The organism is Streptomyces aurantiogriseus, assembly GCF_014649375.1.
GTDB lineage: Bacteria > Actinomycetota > Actinomycetes > Streptomycetales > Streptomycetaceae > Streptomyces > Streptomyces aurantiogriseus.
On the sequence record NZ_BMSX01000003.1, the window covers coordinates 262,265 to 278,004 of the forward strand.

13 protein-coding genes and 1 pseudogene are annotated in these 15,740 nt (G+C 71.1%); 8 read left to right on the forward strand and 6 right to left on the reverse strand.

All coding sequences use genetic code 11. The annotated features are described in order from the left end of the window. The gene (locus IE263_RS07775) at window positions 1-2,712 is read right to left on the reverse strand and encodes an FG-GAP-like repeat-containing protein (RefSeq protein ID WP_189933665.1); all 2,712 of its coding nucleotides are present in this window, start codon (window positions 2,710-2,712) and stop codon (window positions 1-3) included. A 206-nt stretch (window positions 2,713-2,918) separates the two neighbouring features. Here IE263_RS07775 and IE263_RS07780 point away from each other — a divergent pair, with 206 nt between their 5' ends. Beyond that, window positions 2,919-4,439, forward strand: coding sequence for a hypothetical protein (locus IE263_RS07780; protein WP_189933667.1), 1,521 nt, complete (start codon window positions 2,919-2,921; stop codon window positions 4,437-4,439). A gap of 29 nt (window positions 4,440-4,468) precedes the next feature. Here IE263_RS07780 and IE263_RS07785 read toward each other — a convergent pair whose 3' ends face one another. Beyond that, the gene (locus IE263_RS07785) at window positions 4,469-5,008 is read right to left on the reverse strand and encodes a hypothetical protein (RefSeq protein ID WP_189933669.1); all 540 of its coding nucleotides are present in this window, start codon (window positions 5,006-5,008) and stop codon (window positions 4,469-4,471) included. Between the two features lie 317 nt (window positions 5,009-5,325). Here IE263_RS07785 and IE263_RS07790 point away from each other — a divergent pair, with 317 nt between their 5' ends. Continuing rightward, window positions 5,326-6,546 carry a hypothetical protein gene (locus IE263_RS07790; protein ID WP_229910842.1) on the forward strand — a complete coding sequence of 407 codons (1,221 nt, stop codon included), beginning with the start codon at window positions 5,326-5,328 and terminating at the stop codon, window positions 6,544-6,546. On the opposite strand, the gene IE263_RS07795 is transcribed toward IE263_RS07790, so the two are convergent. The 4 genes from IE263_RS07795 to IE263_RS07810 form a co-directional block, all read right to left on the reverse strand. Continuing rightward, window positions 6,530-8,350, reverse strand: a complete 1,821-nt coding sequence (locus IE263_RS07795; protein ID WP_189933671.1) for an asparagine synthase-related protein — start codon at window positions 8,348-8,350, stop codon at window positions 6,530-6,532. The genes IE263_RS07790 and IE263_RS07795 overlap by 17 nt on opposite strands. 1 nt (window position 8,351) lies before the next feature. Beyond that, the gene (locus IE263_RS07800) at window positions 8,352-8,948 is read right to left on the reverse strand and encodes a lasso peptide biosynthesis B2 protein (RefSeq protein ID WP_189933673.1); all 597 of its coding nucleotides are present in this window, start codon (window positions 8,946-8,948) and stop codon (window positions 8,352-8,354) included. A gap of 244 nt (window positions 8,949-9,192) precedes the next feature. Further along, on the reverse strand, window positions 9,193-9,387 hold the full coding sequence (locus IE263_RS07805; protein WP_189933675.1) for a DUF397 domain-containing protein: 195 nt from the start codon (window positions 9,385-9,387) through the stop codon (window positions 9,193-9,195). 8 nt (window positions 9,388-9,395) lie between these two features. Next, window positions 9,396-10,247, reverse strand: coding sequence for a helix-turn-helix domain-containing protein (locus tag IE263_RS07810; protein WP_189933677.1), 852 nt, complete (start codon window positions 10,245-10,247; stop codon window positions 9,396-9,398). 224 nt (window positions 10,248-10,471) lie between these two features. Here IE263_RS07810 and IE263_RS07815 point away from each other — a divergent pair. The 6 genes and pseudogenes from IE263_RS07815 (at window position 10,472) to IE263_RS07840 (ending at window position 15,662) form a co-directional block, all read left to right on the forward strand. After that, a pseudogene (locus IE263_RS07815) lies at window positions 10,472-10,914 on the forward strand (ATP-binding protein). A gap of 125 nt (window positions 10,915-11,039) precedes the next feature. Next, window positions 11,040-11,447: a hypothetical protein gene (locus tag IE263_RS07820; RefSeq protein ID WP_189933679.1), complete on the forward strand. Its 408-nt coding sequence runs from the start codon at window positions 11,040-11,042 to the stop codon at window positions 11,445-11,447. Window positions 11,448-11,632: 185 nt separating this feature from the next. Beyond that, a complete protein-coding gene (locus IE263_RS07825) occupies window positions 11,633-12,250 on the forward strand; it encodes an RNA polymerase sigma factor (protein ID WP_189933681.1) in 618 nt (205 codons plus the stop codon). Window positions 12,251-12,350: 100 nt separating this feature from the next. Then, window positions 12,351-13,148, forward strand: coding sequence for a hypothetical protein (locus tag IE263_RS07830; protein ID WP_189933683.1), 798 nt, complete (start codon window positions 12,351-12,353; stop codon window positions 13,146-13,148). A 478-nt stretch (window positions 13,149-13,626) separates the two neighbouring features. Continuing rightward, complete coding sequence (locus tag IE263_RS07835; protein WP_189933685.1) at window positions 13,627-14,286, forward strand: RNA polymerase sigma factor; 660 nt, start codon at window positions 13,627-13,629, stop codon at window positions 14,284-14,286. Further along, window positions 14,286-15,662, forward strand: coding sequence for a hypothetical protein (locus tag IE263_RS07840; RefSeq protein ID WP_229910843.1), 1,377 nt, complete (start codon window positions 14,286-14,288; stop codon window positions 15,660-15,662). Before IE263_RS07835 ends, IE263_RS07840 begins: the two co-directional genes overlap by 1 nt. The last annotated feature ends 78 nt before the right edge of the window (window positions 15,663-15,740 follow it).

A 15,740-nucleotide genomic window follows, 5' to 3' on the forward strand; every position in this document is an offset into this window, starting at 1 on the left:
CTACGGCGTCAGCAGCTGGCCCAGGCGGGCGGCCGCCGGAGTGCCCAGGGTCGTCCTGCTCAGGACCAGCGTGTGCGCGTAGTCGAGCCCCGTGCTGCCGCTCGGGACGTGCGTGAGCAGGCCGTTGCCGGTGTCCTCGCCCTCCGCGCCGAAGGTGAGGTCGGCGCGGCCGTAGCCGGACAGGTCGGTCAGCGTGACCGCCGAGCCGAACTTGTCGCTGGCCTCGGTGGAACCGGGGACGCCGCTGGTGTCCTGCGAGACACGGATCGAACCGGAGCCGGTGAGGCCGGAGGCGGTGCCCTTGAAGAGGTATCCGTCGCCCGCGTCACCACGGTTCGCGCCGTCGCGGGTCAGGTCCTCGCCGGGGGCGCCGACGAGGGCGTCGGCGAAGCCGTCGGCGTTGAAGTCGCCGACCGAGACCGAGGCGCCGAGCAGGTCGCCGGACTCGTTGACCTCCGACACGTAGGCCGTGTCCTGGTGGATCACGGTCATGCCGGTCGTGGTGAACCCGGTGGAGGTGCCCTGGAGCATCGTCACCTGACCGCCCGACTTGGCGCCGGACTCGGTGGCGACCGGCTGGCCGATGACGATGTCGTCGTAGCCGTTGCCGTTGATGTCACCGGCGGCGATCGACCGGCCGCCCTTCACGGAGATCACGCCGACCTTGGTCAGGCCGGTCTTCGAGCCGGCGAAGCGGACCACGCGGCCGATGCCCCCGGTGTCGCGGTAGTTGAGGGCGACGTCGGCGTAGCCGTCCCGGTTGAAGTCGCCGGTCGCGGCGTCCAGGTAGGCGACCGCGCCGGTGGCGGCGGTGAGCGTGCCGTACTGGGTGGCGCCGCCGGTCAGCTTGACGTTCCAGTTGCCGCCCTTGCCCGCGCCGGCCGCGAACACGTCGGCCTTGCCGTCGCCGTTGAAGTCGCCGACGGTGACGGCCGAGCCGAGCTTGGCACCGGCCGCCGTGACGCCCGTGGTGGCGTACGAGAAGCCGGTGTTGAGGCCCGGGCCGTACAGCACGGTGACCGAGCCGCGGTCGGTGCCGGCGGTGTCGTCCTCGCCGGGCGCGCCGATCGCGAGGTCCGCGCGGCCGTCGCCGTTGACGTCGCCCCACGCGGTCGAGGCGCCGAAGTTGTCACCGGACTCGGTGGCGCCGGGGACGCCCGCGCTGTTCTGGGTGATGGTCAGCTTCTTCGCCGCCGCCGGGCCGGTGAGGCTGCCCGGGACCACCGTCACCGAGTTGGCGCGCGGGGTGCCGGCGACCAGGTCGGCGATGCCGTCCCGGTTGTAGTCGGCGGTGGGCAGGGCGTGCGAGATGCCCGGGGTCTTGGCGAGCGCCCTGATCAGGCCCAGCTTCGGGTACAGGTTCTTGCCCGGGCAGGCCGTGGCGTTGGTGTCGCGGTGGCCGAGGACGCGCGGGACGGTGATCGAGGTGCCCTTCTCGACGAGGTTGCCGTCGACGCCCTTGGCGCTGCCGGAGGTCAGCGTGACCGTGCCGGCCGGGTCGATGCCGTACATCCCGAACTTCCACGCGACGATCCGGGCGATCGCGTCGAGGCCGGCCCGGCTGGGGGTGGCCGTCTCGTAGTTGCCGAGGTAGGAGATGCCGACCGTGTTGGTGTTGAAGCCGATGTCGTGCGCGCCGATCACCGGCAGATCGACGCCGCCGCTGCGGCCCTCGAAGACCTGACCGCACTTGTCGACGATGAAGTTGTAGCCGATGTCGAAGTAGCCCTGGGCGATGTGCGCCTGCTGGATGGAGCGCAGCCGGGCCGCCGACTCGGCGCAGGAGATCGTGTTGTCGCTGCTCACACCGGTGTGGTGGATGACGGCGGCCTTGATCTCGGTGCCGTAGCTGGGCGTGCCGTCGTAGTTCGTGCCGGCCCCCCACTGCGCCTGCGTGATGATCGGCGGCTTCACGACCGTGGAGGGGCGGGGCGCCGGGATCGTGGCGGTGGGTGAGGGGGAGGCGGAGCCCGACGGCGAGCCGGAGGCGGACGGGGAGGTGCTGTCGCTGGGGCTGGCGGAGTCGGTCGGCGAGGCCGAGTCCGTCGGCGGGACAGAGTCCGTCGGCGAGGCGGAGTCGCTCGGCGAGGCGGAGTCGGTGGGCGTGCCGCCGTCGCTCGGCGACGCGGAGTCCGACGGCGAGGTGGAGTCCGTCGGCCCGGCCGTCCCCTCCGCCACGAAGGCGGCGGGTGCCAGGGCGGACGTACCCACACCCTTCGGGTCGGTGCCGGGATCGATCAGGCGGATGTCCATGCCGGCGGGCTGGCCGGGAGCCTCGGTGCCGTCGGCGTTCACGACGCGCACCTCGATGCCGTCGGCGTCACCGGTCCACAGCGACTCGGTGGCGCCGCGCAGGGCCGCCCGCTCGCCCTCGGCGCCGTCGGCCTGGTTCGGCTCCGCGGGCAGCTTCTGCCAGGCGGACCAGGCGCCGGTCTCCAGGTCCCGGGTGCGGACCTCCGGCGTTCCCTTCGCCTTGGCGTGCTCGTCGTCCCAGGTCACGACGACGGCGCTGAAACGTTCCGTCTCCCGCTGTCCCAGACCCTTGCGGCCGCCGCCGTGGTCCTTGAGCTTCAGTGTGCGGGTGACCGGCTTGCGGGCTGCCTCCTGGCCGCCGGACTGCGTACCCGGATCGGCCATGGCGTACGTGACGACACCGGCGCCGCTCAGGACGACCGCCCCCGCGGTGAGCCAGGCTCTGCGCTTCAGGCCCATGGGTCTGTACGCACGGGTGCTGCGTGGACTCAACTACCCCACCCCTAGAAAAAGTGCACAATGACGCCGCCTGTCACACAGGCGGCACTTGTTCAGCGCACAACCACCCCGGAGCGTCACTCCGGGGATGAGACGACCGTGGAACGGGGGAGTGGACGTTGACGCGTCACACGTACGGAAGCCTTCTTCAGGCAGCCGTGGGAGCAATGAGAGCGCTGCTCGGCGTGTTCGCGCTGGTCGCCGGCCTGCTCGTGACGGCGGGCCCGGCACAGGCTGAACCCGCGCCCGCCCTGCCCGGCGGCAAGAAGAACTGGGTCGTGTCGGTGGGCGGCCTCGACACGGCGGCGGGGAACGACTACCGCAACTGGGTACGCCTCGGGTACTACGAGTTCCACTCGGACGGCACCGTCCTCACCCACTACTGGAACTGGTCCCAGCGGGACCAGCCGGTCCGGGTGAACGCCATGACCGCCACCTGCGGCGGCGATGTGCCGACCTGCCCCGTCCGCACGGTCGAGGGCTTCGCGGGCTCCCCCACGGGAGAGTTCCAGGGCGTCTTCACCCACCTCGCCGACGGCAGGCTCCAGGTGACCTGGCAGAAGGGGACCGGCGGGGCGGACCTCGCCAAGGACCTCGTCGAGTACTGGCAGGTCGAGACCGGCCTGGCCGCCGACGGCGTTGCCCGGATCACCAGCCCCACGTACTACGGGGCGTATATGGCTCAGGGCGTCGAGGTGCCCACACCCACCTCGGCGTCCCCCTTCTCCAACTACAGCGCCACGTTCGGCGTCGGCTACGGCAGCAACGCCGAGCTGGGCGCGGACACCCGCGCGTCCATGAGCGAGCTGCTGACCGACCCCGCCTACAGCACCGAGCGCTACCGGGGCGCGTTCGTCGTGGCCAAGCAGGGCGTCGTGGGCCGCGAGGGGGCGGGCGGCGACTGGACGTTCGGCGGCGGCGACGGCGGGGACAACCCGGCCGACCCGTGGAAGCGGTGCTCGGGCGCGGCCTGCATCGGCTATCTCCAGCCCGGAGCCGCCACCTGCGCGAAGAACGGCGTCGACGACTTCGACCGCGTCCGCTACATCGGCGAGGTCGGCGGGGGCCGGCGCAACACCGAGGAGTACTGGTGCCAGGGCCTGGCCGGGGCCGCCGACTGCTACGCCTACAACTCCCACCCGCGCCCCATGCTCCAGGTCGTCGACGACTCCGGCCGCTTCCAGGGCTGGGTCGGCGTCGAGGCGTTCACCCACGTGTCGACGAGCACCGGTCTGCCGGATGGCCCCGACGGCCACTGGGACGAGGGCTACTGGGGCGTCTTCGACATGGTCTCGATCTCCCGGCTGCGCCCCGGCATCCCCGCCTCGTCCGTGAACCCCTTCTCCAAGTTCACCGTGCCCTACGGCAACAGCTCCGTCTCGGGCGCACTGCGCTGGTACGGCACCCAGGTCTCCTTCCTGGGCACCAACCACGTCGTCAGCGGCTGCCGGTACGCGGAGGCGCTGATGTTCATGGCCGACGGGACGACGCAGCGGCTCACGACGAGCCCGTTGTGCGTCGGCATGGAGGAGGACGGGAAGCGAACCTTCGACCAGAAGGTCACGTTCGCGGAAGGGGCCGGGCCCAGTCGGGTCCAGGTCAGGTACTGGGTGGCGGCCGGGTCGTCCGGGCCGTACAGCGCCGCGGGGACTGTTCTTCAGTGCAGTCGGACCGGGGGCTGTGTCTGACAGCCCGGCCCGGCGACGTGCGCCGAAGCTCAGTGCGCGGGCGGACGGCTGCCCCGGCGGGGCAGGTGGCGGTCGAGTATGCCGCGCAGCCGGTCGGTGTCGTCCCTGCCCATGGCACGCTTCGGCAGATAGTGCACGACGAGCAAATACGGCGCAGGCGTCAGCAGGACGAATCCGGCGGCGGACTCCACGTACCCGCCGAGGCTCTGCCAGCCCCGCCGTAGCTCCATGTCCGTGCCCGCGAAGCGCACAGCGTCGTCGGAGTCGGCGACGGTCACGGTCCAGGGCCCCAGCGGGGCGGTCATCCTGGCATGCCGCGCGGCCAGGACGCCCGACCTGACGACGAAGCCGAACAGACTGCCGAGCATGGTGGCTCCCGCGACCAGGACGCTGTCGGTGAGCCACCACGCCGTCACCGCGAAGAGCACCGGCAGGAGCAGTCCTCGCAGCCGGCCCTTGATCCCCTGTGCCCGGACGCGTGCCCGGAGTGCGTCGGACCAGTCCGGCTGTCTCAGCTCGTATCTCAGCTCGACGACGGCACCCGCCGCCGCGCTCCGTCCCTCTGCCATGGCCCCTCCCGGTGCTGCTCGGTGACGGGCCGGGATCGTAGCGGGTGGGTGACCCTCAACCCAGGTCGAGGACATTCAGCTCATATGGCACCGCGACTTCAGCCTGCGATGGGGCCCGCGTAAGCCGTCGGGAGGCATTCGGATGGTGATCCGGTGGATCACCACCAACGATGGTCTTCAGTGCCCCGGTGACGGTCGAAGGAGACGCCGTGAGACCTGATGGCGATGACCAGGCGAAGAGTTCCCCTTGGTCCGGCGTCGGCTCGCGTCTGCGGGCGTTACGACCCCCGGCGAGTCCCCGAGGGTCACTGGCGGTCATGGTGGCGATCCTGCTGGTCCTCCTCCTGTCGGCCTTTCTGATGGGCCGGTTCGGCGTCGAGAACCTCAGCTGGGCCCTGACCTACACGGGGCGCATCACCGGTGCCATCCTCATCGTGGCCTCGATCACCACGGTGTTGGGCGCTGCCGCGGTCGTGGACCACTGGTACTGGAACGGCTTCCCCTACTCAGGACTGGTCGCGCTGATCGGCACGGTCGTGGCATTGCTGGCCAACGTGCTGCTCCTGCTCCAGACATTCGAGGGAGATTCCACGGCCTACCGAGTGCTGTGGGGCCTGCTCACGGCGGGTTGCCTGTGGGCCGGCTTCGCGCTGTGGCGGACATCGGTCGTGATCCCCGCTCCCAAGCGGGTGGCCGCGGCAGTGGTCGTCTCCTCGGCTCTCGCGCTGGCCAATTTCGGCTATCAGACCCTTTACAAGCCGTACCAGCACGGGGCCAAGCCGGTCATCAAGATGACCGTGGGGGAGCCGATGCTGAGTCAGGACCGCAAGGCGTTCTCAGTGCCGGTCGACATCAAGCTCGAGAACCAAAGCGATCTGGGGTTCTATGTGCTCGGCGCCGAGTTCCACGCCATGGGGGAACGGGTGCCGCTGAGCGCGAGAGACCGGCTCCGCATGCAGTGGCGTGCCGATGCCGAGCAGTGGAGCAATTCCTCGTTCCGGGAGACACACCCGCTTTCCCGTAGGGAAATCCACCAGCCCGGCCAGTTGGTGGCGGCGCAGCCATGGATGCCCACCGGACACTGGATCGAGTCAAATGACGAGTTCGTCACTCGAACAGTTGTACAACTGCCCATCAATGCGCCGTACGACCAGTTGGCGTTCTACGCCACCGCGAGCTTCGCGCGCAAGGACCGGCTCGGCCTGGAGAGGGTCTCCCCGAAGGGGAACTCCTGGTCCGGCGGCAGGGTGCCCCAGTGGATGAAGGCGCAGAAGGATGTCGACTCCGTCATCTTCCGCGGCAGGGTGCGCGAGAACAACGCGATTGACGAATTGACGAGGGATCCACGCTTCGTCACTGTCTATTGGATGTTCGGCCCGCACGGCGCAGATGTGATCGAAACCATCACGCGAAAGGGCGAGGAAGACCACGTCATAAGCGACGCGGAATCGCGCGAATTGGTGAATCGGTACGGAATCGTCGAGGCCCAGACGGGCCCGTTCGAACAGACGCTGTGGGACATCAAGGCCCAGCGATGACCGGCACGGCCGCGCCCTGCACGCGGCAGCGCTCGTCCAATCGCTCCAGCCACGCCACCAGGGCGAGAGAGCTGTTCACGCGATCCCAGGAGTTGGCGTTTCCCACGCCGAGCTGCGCCTCCCGCACCGCCCGGCACAGCGTCTCGACGTCGAACATCTCCGCGACCAGCGGATGCCGTGCGGTGCGGCAGAGGTCCATGAGTTCCTCGCCGTGTGTCCGCAGGCCGCGGGCGTAGACCTCGTCGAAGGGAACCTTGACCGTCCGGCCGTGGATCCCGGGCGGGAGCAGATCTGCCATGGCCTCGCGCAGTACCGCCTTCGGACGGCCCGGACGGAAGGTGGCGTCGGCGGGGAGGCGGCGCATCGTGGCGACCACCTCCGGGTCGAGGAAGGGGTGCGAGAGGAAGAAGCCGTCCTGCCGTGCGTGGTGCCAGGAAAACGGGTCGGGAGCGGCGAGGTAGTTGGCCGCGTCGTAGAGGGATTGTTCGGGCGCGCGCCCGAACGCGAAGCGGCTCTCCGCGAGGCATGCCTCACGGTAGTCGTGAGCCCGCGCGAATTCGGGTCGCAGCCATGGAGGGCGGGCGAAGGTGCCGAGGCCGCCGAGCACCGTTCCGCGACGGCGGACGAGCGCTGTGACGCGTTCGGCTGCCAGCGGCAGAGTCGGCTGCACGACGTAGGCGGAGACGACGTCCCGCAAGCCCCGCTCACTGCCCGCGGCCCAGGCCCGCGCCTGCTTCGTCATCTGCCGGAGCTGTCCTGTGCGGGCCAGCCCGTGCAGGTGAAGCGGGTTGGCGTCCGCGATCGGATCGGCTCCGCAGCCGGTCAGGAGGATGTCACAACCCAGTTTCGCCGCAGCGGCGTGCAGCCTGCTCCAGAACGGGGCGCGGAAGGCGTGCGCACAAGGCTCGTCCGGATCTCCCGCGTGACGCTGGAAGTCGTCGAAGTCGGCCACGTCGTCGACATCGACGACGACGGGGCGCGCCGCGGGTGCGTGACGGCGGATCTCCTCCATCGCCTCGTCGAGGTACGGCTGCTCCCCGGCAAGTTCTCCCGTGCCGAAACGCCCGGCGAGCAGGACAAGGCCCCTGCGGTCGCCCTGTCCCGCGGCCGACTGACGCGCTGCGAGCAACGCGACGCTGGTGGAGTCGGTGCCACCGGAGACATGGCATGCCGTCATCTCGCCCATACGGCGCCCGACAGCGTTCTCCAGTGCGAGGCGCAGGTCCTTCGCGGCCCCGCTCAAGCCGCGTCCGTTCGATTCCGGCGACAACGGGTCGTCGGCCTGACGGGCGCGTCGCGACCCCCGACCGCGTAGCTGCCCCGTGAGCGAGAGTTCCACCACCTCGCCGCCGAGGACGCGGTGCACCCCGGCGAAAGGGGTGAGTTCCGAGTGCGGTTGGGCCATGTTCCCCGTCAGGTACCGGCAGAAGTAGCGAGGTTCCAGCTCTGCGGCGTCGCCCAGGCGGCGTGCCGAGGTGCTCACCTCGCTCACCCGGCCACCGGACTTCCTGAAGAACAGGGGGATGCGTGCCTGCTCGTCCCGCATCAGCAGGATGCGGTCGCGGCACACCAGGACAGCCGCGTAGTCGCCGGTCGGCAGAGGCGGTGCGGCTCCCGGTGGGCCGAAGTCGTCGAGGAGGCGGCGCGCACCCGCCACACGGTCGCGGTACGAGCCGACCCAGCCGACGACCACCGCGGTGCCGGCCGGTGAGGAGACCGTCGTCACGAGTCCCTGCCGTGCCATGGCCTCGGCTGCCCAGAGCTTCGGCGCACCCTCGGCCCATTCGAGGCCGAGCGCCTCCACGTCACTGCCCTCCGCCGTCGATCGAGAGAACCGGCGTGAACGCGTGCCCGCGCGGATCGGCGTCAGGGATGCACAGGCCGGCCGACGAGGTCCAGGCATGCAGGGCGAACGGGTGCTCGCGCACACCGACGTGCAGTACGGCCTTCAGGCCACGCCGCCGCAGCAGGACGAACGCCGTCACAGCCTCGGCCTTGCAGTCGTCGTTGACGAACCAACTACTGCGGGCATGAGACGTCACCGCTCGCTTCAGCCGTGCGACGTCCTCCGCGGAGGGGGAATCAGCACGGGCGTACTCCGGGGCCACCAAGGACAGGAGCCGAAGGACGCGTCCGAAACCCATGGTGCGGATCAGCAGGTTCACTCCGCGCAGCCAGAGCCCGACCTCGGCGTCGGAATGCTCCCTCGGGCGGGCCGTGGCACACCCGGCACGTATGAGACCGGTGACGAGTTCCGCGCGTTGCTCGGCAGGGCTCCCGTCAGCGAATTTCTGGACGTCTGCGGTCGCCATTCCAAGAAAACGCGTCCGCTTCCAGTCCGCGATCAGCGCTCCGCTCGACATCCTGGTGACACGGCAGTGCGGTGACAGGATCCGCGTCATGGCTACCAGGGCATGTGTGTCCTCTGCCACCGCACATCCTCCAGGGGTGTGGAGTCAGCCCATGTATCCGTGACCGTCGTACATGCTGCCGCTGGCGCCCCGGATCAGACCGCCCTTGCCGAGCAGGACAAGCCCACGCGGCATACGACGGCGCAGCAGTCGGAGAAACATCGCCTACCTCCAGAATCAGGCAGCCGTCGATCAATTTCAGGCTACTCCGCCCCGGATGCCCCGCAACCGCAGGTCAGCGGCGGGAGCTCTGCTTCAGGGCCTCGATGAAGGTGGTGAAGACGTCGGCCGGGAAGGTGAGGGTGGCGCGCGACGGGGCTTTGGAGTCGCGGATGGCTATGAGGGGGTTCAGATCCGCGACCTCGACGCAGTCGTTCCCCTCACCGCCGCCGGAGAAGGAAGACTTCTTCCATGGGATGGGGGCGGTCATGCTGCTCCTCACAGTTCCTTGGCCAGCTCGTGGATGAGGTCACGCGATCGCTCCGGGGTGAGTGACCCCTTCTTCACCCTACGGAAGAGCTTGCGAAAATGCTCCAGTTGGGCTTCGGAGTCGACGAAGGCCGTGCCGTGCGGAGCATCGCGGACCACGGTGTCCAACCGGGGGACCGCTCCACCCACGTGCACCATCGTGCTGCCGGCGCCCGGGAAGTCGTCGAGGGCGAAGGGGACAACCCGAACGGTGATGTGGTCGAGCTCCGACATATCCAGGATGCGCGTCAGTTGGGCCTGAGTCGCGGCTCGTCCGGCCACCCTGATGCGGAGGGCAGCCTCATGGATCACGGTCTCGTACGGGATGGGGTCGGGGCCCTCGATGACGACTTTGCGCTTCATCCTGTGAGCCACTCGCAGCTCCACCTCGCCCTCCGGGAACTCCGGGTTCATGTAGGCGAAGAGGGCCCGGGCGTAGTCCTCCGTCTGGAAGAGGCCCGGGACATGGATGACGGCCACGTCGTGTCGGAACCTTGCGTGGTGATCCAGCTCGGCGATGTCCAGATAGGCGGCGGGCAGGATGCCTCGGTATTCCTCCCACCAGCCACGGGTTCGGTCGGTCGCCAAGGCCACCAGGGCGTCGATGAACTCGCCGTCGGAACAGGCGTAGTTGGCTGCGAGGCGGCGTAGCCGTTCCTCGCTCACGCCCGCCAGTCCGGATTCGATGTGGCTCATCTGGACGCGGCCCGTTCCGAGCAGCGCTGCTGCCTCGCGAGCGGTGAGTCCGGCCGCCTCACGGAGTCTGCGCAACTCGACTCCCAGGCGCATCTGGCGTGCCGTTGGTTCGCGCCTCAGGACCATCGATTGCTCCTCGTTCAACACGCCCGCCGCCGCGGCCCGTTCGGAGCCAGATTACGGGATCGGCTTGCTCGGGATGACAGGTTAGCCCTACCGTCAGTGACGCGACGCACACGCTGCGGAAACGCCGGGAGCCCGGAAGCGCACCGCCCCGTCCTGCCGTGACGGCTGCGGCAATGACACCGCCCGCCGACAGCAACCCCCCACCACCTCAACGGAGTTGACCCATGCCCGAAAACCAGCCCGACCAGCTCACCGACTCCTGGGAGTACTGCCTCTACATCCCCAACGACCCCCGCGCCGTCACCGTCAGTCGCCGCACCCTCCGTCTCGTCCTCACCCTGCACGGCCTCATCGGCCTCGTCGACACCGCCGAGCTGCTCGCCGCCGAGCTGGTCGGCAACGCCGTGCGGCATCAGAAGGGGCCCGCCGCGCTGAGGGTGCGGTGGCGGGAGGGGGTGTTGCGGATCGGGGCGTGGGACGCGGATCCGGAGCCGCCCGAGCCGCCGGGGAGGTTCGAGGAGCTGGAGGGTGCGGAGGAGGGGCGGGGCTGGCCCTCGTGCGGGCCTGTTCCGATCTCTGGGGATGGCAGCCGCTGTCCAGATTCGGCAATCGGGGCAAGGTCGTGTGGTGCGAGATCGGCGCCCCGGGGATGCGTACGCCTGTGTGACCAGTGACACAGGTGTGACCCGTGATGCCGACGGCGTCCCATCCGCTGGGGCAGGCGGGGGGAACTGGCAGTCCGTTCCCCCTACCCGGACGAGGGGGGACGGACCTATGGAAGACGCGGGTGGGATGAGAGCGTGTGCGGCCGGATTCGTCGCGCGGGTCACCGTGCGCAACCGGCTGCCGTTGGACTACTCCGTCGCCAGCCTGCGTGTCGTCGACTTTCTGGTCGACGGGTTGCGTAAGGGCGGCGCGGACCGGGAGCGCGCGCACGACACGCTGGTCGGGCTGGGGGCGTACGTCGGTGAGGTGCTCGTCCGGCGGGCCGGTGCCGAGTGGGTGGATTTCGACGCGTACCAGCAGGCGTATTTCGGCCAGCCGGTCGGGGTGCGGATGCCGGACGGGCGGATCTGGAACCCCCTCGGGAAGGTCGTCAACCGGTTCGAGGTGGGCGGGGCCGAGGAATCCCTGCAGACCTTCTACCTGACTCTGCACGGCAGGGCCCGCAGGGCGCCGGCCAGGAGGGCGGCGGCCTGACCGGGGTGCACGCCGCCGGTACCGGCACGGTCCCACGAGGGTGGACCGCGCCGGAGCCGCCGCTGCCCTGTGACACATCTGTGAGCCGTGACGCTGATGACCGTGGGGGCGTGGACGCGGCCGGAACGTGTTCACGGAGCGGCCGTCACGCACCCGCCACGAACTCCGCACGAACGAGGACAGTCTTGGGCCAGGGAGGGGAACCCCGGCGCGCGCACGCGTACGACGGGGAACTGGGCGCGGCCGTAGCACGGGCTCAGGACGGTGACGAGGCCGCGTTCGCGGTCGCGTACCGGATCGTGCAACCGGGACTGCTCGGCTATCTGCGCGGGATCGTCGGCGACGACGCCGAGGACGTCGCCTCCGACGCCTGGCTGGAGATAGCCCGGGACCTCGGGCGGTTCAAGGGCGACGGGGCGGGCTTCCGGGGCTGGACGGCGACCATCGCCCGGCACCGGGCGCTGGACCATCTGCGCAGGCTGCGGGTACGGCCCCGGTCGGCGGCGCTCGAACAGGACGTGCTCGACCTGCCGGGGGCGTACAGCACCCACGACCAGGCCCTGGAGACCCTCTCCACGGAGCGGGCCATGGAGCTGGTGCGGGGGCTGCCGCGCGACCAGGCCGAGGCCGTGCTGCTGCGGGTCGTGGTCGGGCTGGACGGGCCGGCCGCCGCCCGCGTCCTCGGCAAGCGGCCCGGCGCGGTCCGTACGGCCGCCCACCGGGGGCTGAAGCGGCTCGCCCGGCAGCTGGGCGTCGAGGGTGTGACGGATGACGGCCGCCGGACGCTGGGGGATTCGAAATGAACGGTGACGGCCGCGGCCCGTATGGATCAGGGGCGGCGGACGTTCCCGAAGGCAACAACTCGATCGAAGAGTCGAGCACGCGAGACAGGCGGAAACGGACATGGGTGAACGGATGAGCGGCGGCGGGGATCGCGGCCGTCGGCGTGCGCACCCTGGTGCCTCCGTTTCCGGATCCCACGGCGCGGGCGACGACACCGCGGTCGAGGAACTGCTCGCGGCCGCCCTGCGGACCGGCACCACCGCGGACGCCGACGAGGGCGAGCGGCGGGCCGTCGCCGCCTTCCTGGCGGCCCGCGACTCCGGCGCCCACCATGCCCGTACCCGGCGCCGGGACGACTGGCGTCCCCGTGGGCAGCGGCACGCCTCACGTTCGCTGAAGGCCACGCTCTCCGTACTCGTCGCAAGCCTCACCCTGGGCGGGGTGGCGGTCGCCGCGATCGGTTCCGCCGGGTCCTCCACGGACGCCCGTGACGACACCGGGCGTCAGCGGCAGTCGGCGAGCGCGTCCCAGAAGCCGGAGGCCGCGCCCTCCGTCACGCCGTCCCCCTCCGCTTCCTCCTCCACGGACCGGGACCGGCCGGTGAACGCGCAGGACACCGAGGCGCACTGCCGGGCCTACCAGCAGGTCAAAGGGCGGGGCAAGGCGCTGGACGCCACGGCCTGGGAGCGGCTGGTGACCGCTGCGGGCGGCGAGGAGAACGTCACCGCTTTCTGCGCGGCGCAGACCGCGTCCGCGTCCGCTTCCCCGTCTTCCGGCACCCCTTCTTCGGGCAGTGGCCAGGACAAGGGCGACAAGGCGGGCGAGGACTCCGGCAACGGGAGCGGTCAGCAGAAGCCCGAGGCCGAGAAGACCCCCGAGGCCGAGAAGACCCCCGAAGCCAAGGGCAAGAACCAGTAAGCGGCAAGAACCAGTAATTCAGGCCGGGCTCATCAGCCCCAGGGGCTCAGCAGCAGCCCAGCCGGTCCCAGAAGCCCGTCAGCCGGTCCCGTAGACCCTGCACGGCAGGCGGCGCCACAGCAACGGCCGGGGCCGCCACCCCCCACAGGAGAGGCCCCGGCCGTCGCGCGGCACGGGCCGCGCGGCGACCCGTACTTCCTACAGCGCCGAGAGTGCGTTTTCTGTCACACCCCGGGTCGGCAAATCCTGTCCCGAGTTGGTTGCATCTTGTACGGACATGGACGACCAGCGGTTTCAGGTCGTAACGTGCCTTTCGCGCCGGACGGCGGAGCGGCTGGAGCAGCATGACCACTGCGGCCCCACGACCACCGGGCAGCATGACCACTGCAGCACCGTGACCAACCGCGGGCCCCGACCGTTGAGGGCCGGGACGCTGTGCGGTCGGTGACACCGCAACCATCAACCGAGGAACCACGACGTGGGGGACGACGCGGAGCTGACAGCCGCGGTGCTTGCGGCACAGGACGGAGACGAGACCGCGTTCCGTGCTGTGTACCGCGCGGTGCACCCGCGGCTCCTCGGCTATGTCCGCACGCTCGTCGGCGACCTCGACGCCGAGGACGTCGCCTCCGAGGCCTGGCTGCAGATCGCCCGTGACCTGGAGCGGTTCAGCGGCGACGCGGACCGCTTCCGCGGCTGGGCCGCCCGTATCGCCCGTAACCGCGCCCTCGACCACGTCCGTATGCGCGGGCGGCGTCCCGCGATCGGCGGCGACGAGACGGAGCTGACCGGGCGGGCCGCCGAGTCCGACACCGCGGGCGAGGCCATCGAGGCGCTCGCCACCGGCCGGACCCTCGACCTCATCGCCCGGCTGCCGCAGGACCAGGCCGAGGCCGTCGTCCTGCGGGTCGTCGTGGGCCTGGACGCCAAGACCGCTGCCGAGACGCTCGGCAAACGGCCCGGTGCGGTACGGACGGCCGCGCATCGTGGACTGAAGAAGCTCGCCGAGCTGCTCGGTGAGGATCCGGAAACGGCCGGCGTGCTCGACGCACTCCCGCCCCAGCGAGGACCGCGCTCGGGCGCGGTGACGTCCGCCGGTGTGACGCATGCGTGCGCGCGGACGCAGAAGGACATGTGATGGCCGACGAGCGCTGTGTCTTCCCGGAAGATGCGGAGTCCCAGGACGCGGATTCCCCCGGCGGCTCCGCCGCGGGCCGGGCCCGCGGCCGGTGGCTGGACCGGGCGACCGCCGAGCGTCTGCTGAGCGGGGAGATGTCCGACAACGCTGTCGCCCCCGCCCACCGCGCCGAGGCCGAGCGCCTCGCGGGCACCCTGAACGCCCTCGCCGCCCTCTCCGCCGACCCGACCCCGCCCGACGAGGAACTCCCCGGCGAGGCCGCAGCTCTGGCCGCGTTCCGCAAGGCGCGCGCCGAACGCGCCGACAGCGCCGCTGGGCCGGTGATCGCCGCCCGGGAGGGAAGCGCTGGGGAGGGGGCCGCGCTCGCGGCTTTCCGCAGGGCCCGCGGTGCGCGTGCGGCGGAGCCGGTGGCAGGCGAGGACTTCGGCGAGGACCGACCCGGCGAGTCGGCCGCGCTCGCGGCTTTCCGCGCGGCGCGCGCCGGGCGTGCCGACCGTGATGCCGAGCCGAGCGCACCCGACGCCGACGCCGGGCTCGTCCGCATCGACGGCCGGGCGGCGGCCGGTGCCCGCCACCGTTGGAAGCGGCCCGCCCGGCTGGGGCTGGCCGCCGCGCTGGCCGTCGGGATGGTCGGCGGGGTAGCCGTCGCCGCCGGGACCGGCGTGTTGCCGACACCGTTCGACCGGGCCGAGCCGGAACCCGCGGCCTCCGTGTCGGCCGCCGCCACGCCCGACTCCAACCGGCCGTTCGTCTCGCCCACACCGGGCGCGACCACCGGGGACGGCGAGGGTGAGGCGACTCCCGACGGCGCACCGAGCGCGACACCGGCGCCGAACGCCGAGGGGAACGCGAAGGGCGGCCCCGACGACGACCCGGCCGCCCGCGACGGCGGCGGGGTGCCGAGCGGGGTGGCCTCGGCCTGCCGGGACGTCCGCGACGGCAAGACGCTGAACGGCGAGCGCCGCCGCACCCTGGAGGGCGCGGCGGGCGGCTCCTCGCGCGTGCCGGCGTACTGCGCGCAGGTCCTCGATCCGGTCGACGGCCGGCTCGGCGGCGTCACGGGCGGGCAGAGCGGCCCCGACGAGCAGAGCGGCGGCTGGAACGGCGGGGACAGCCAAAGCGCCACCGGTGGCAAGGCCGGAAAGGACGGCAAGGGAGAGACCGGCGGGAAGACCGGGAAGCCCGGCAACGGCGGGAAGAGCGAGAAGGACGACGCCTCCGGCGGCACGTCCGGCGGCTCCGGCGGCAGCCAGCACCCGAAGGGGATCGCCGCACCCTCCACCCCGTCCGCCTCCTCTCCGTCCACCTTCTCCCCCCTGCCCAAGCGGGCCCCCGAGACGGGCCCGTCGCCCGAGCCGACGTACAGCGCACTCTGAGCCGTCTGCGCGCCCCCTCTGACCTGCGGTTTTGGAAGTCGCCGAAATTTCTTCGCGACAGGTGTGACGTTTTCGGCG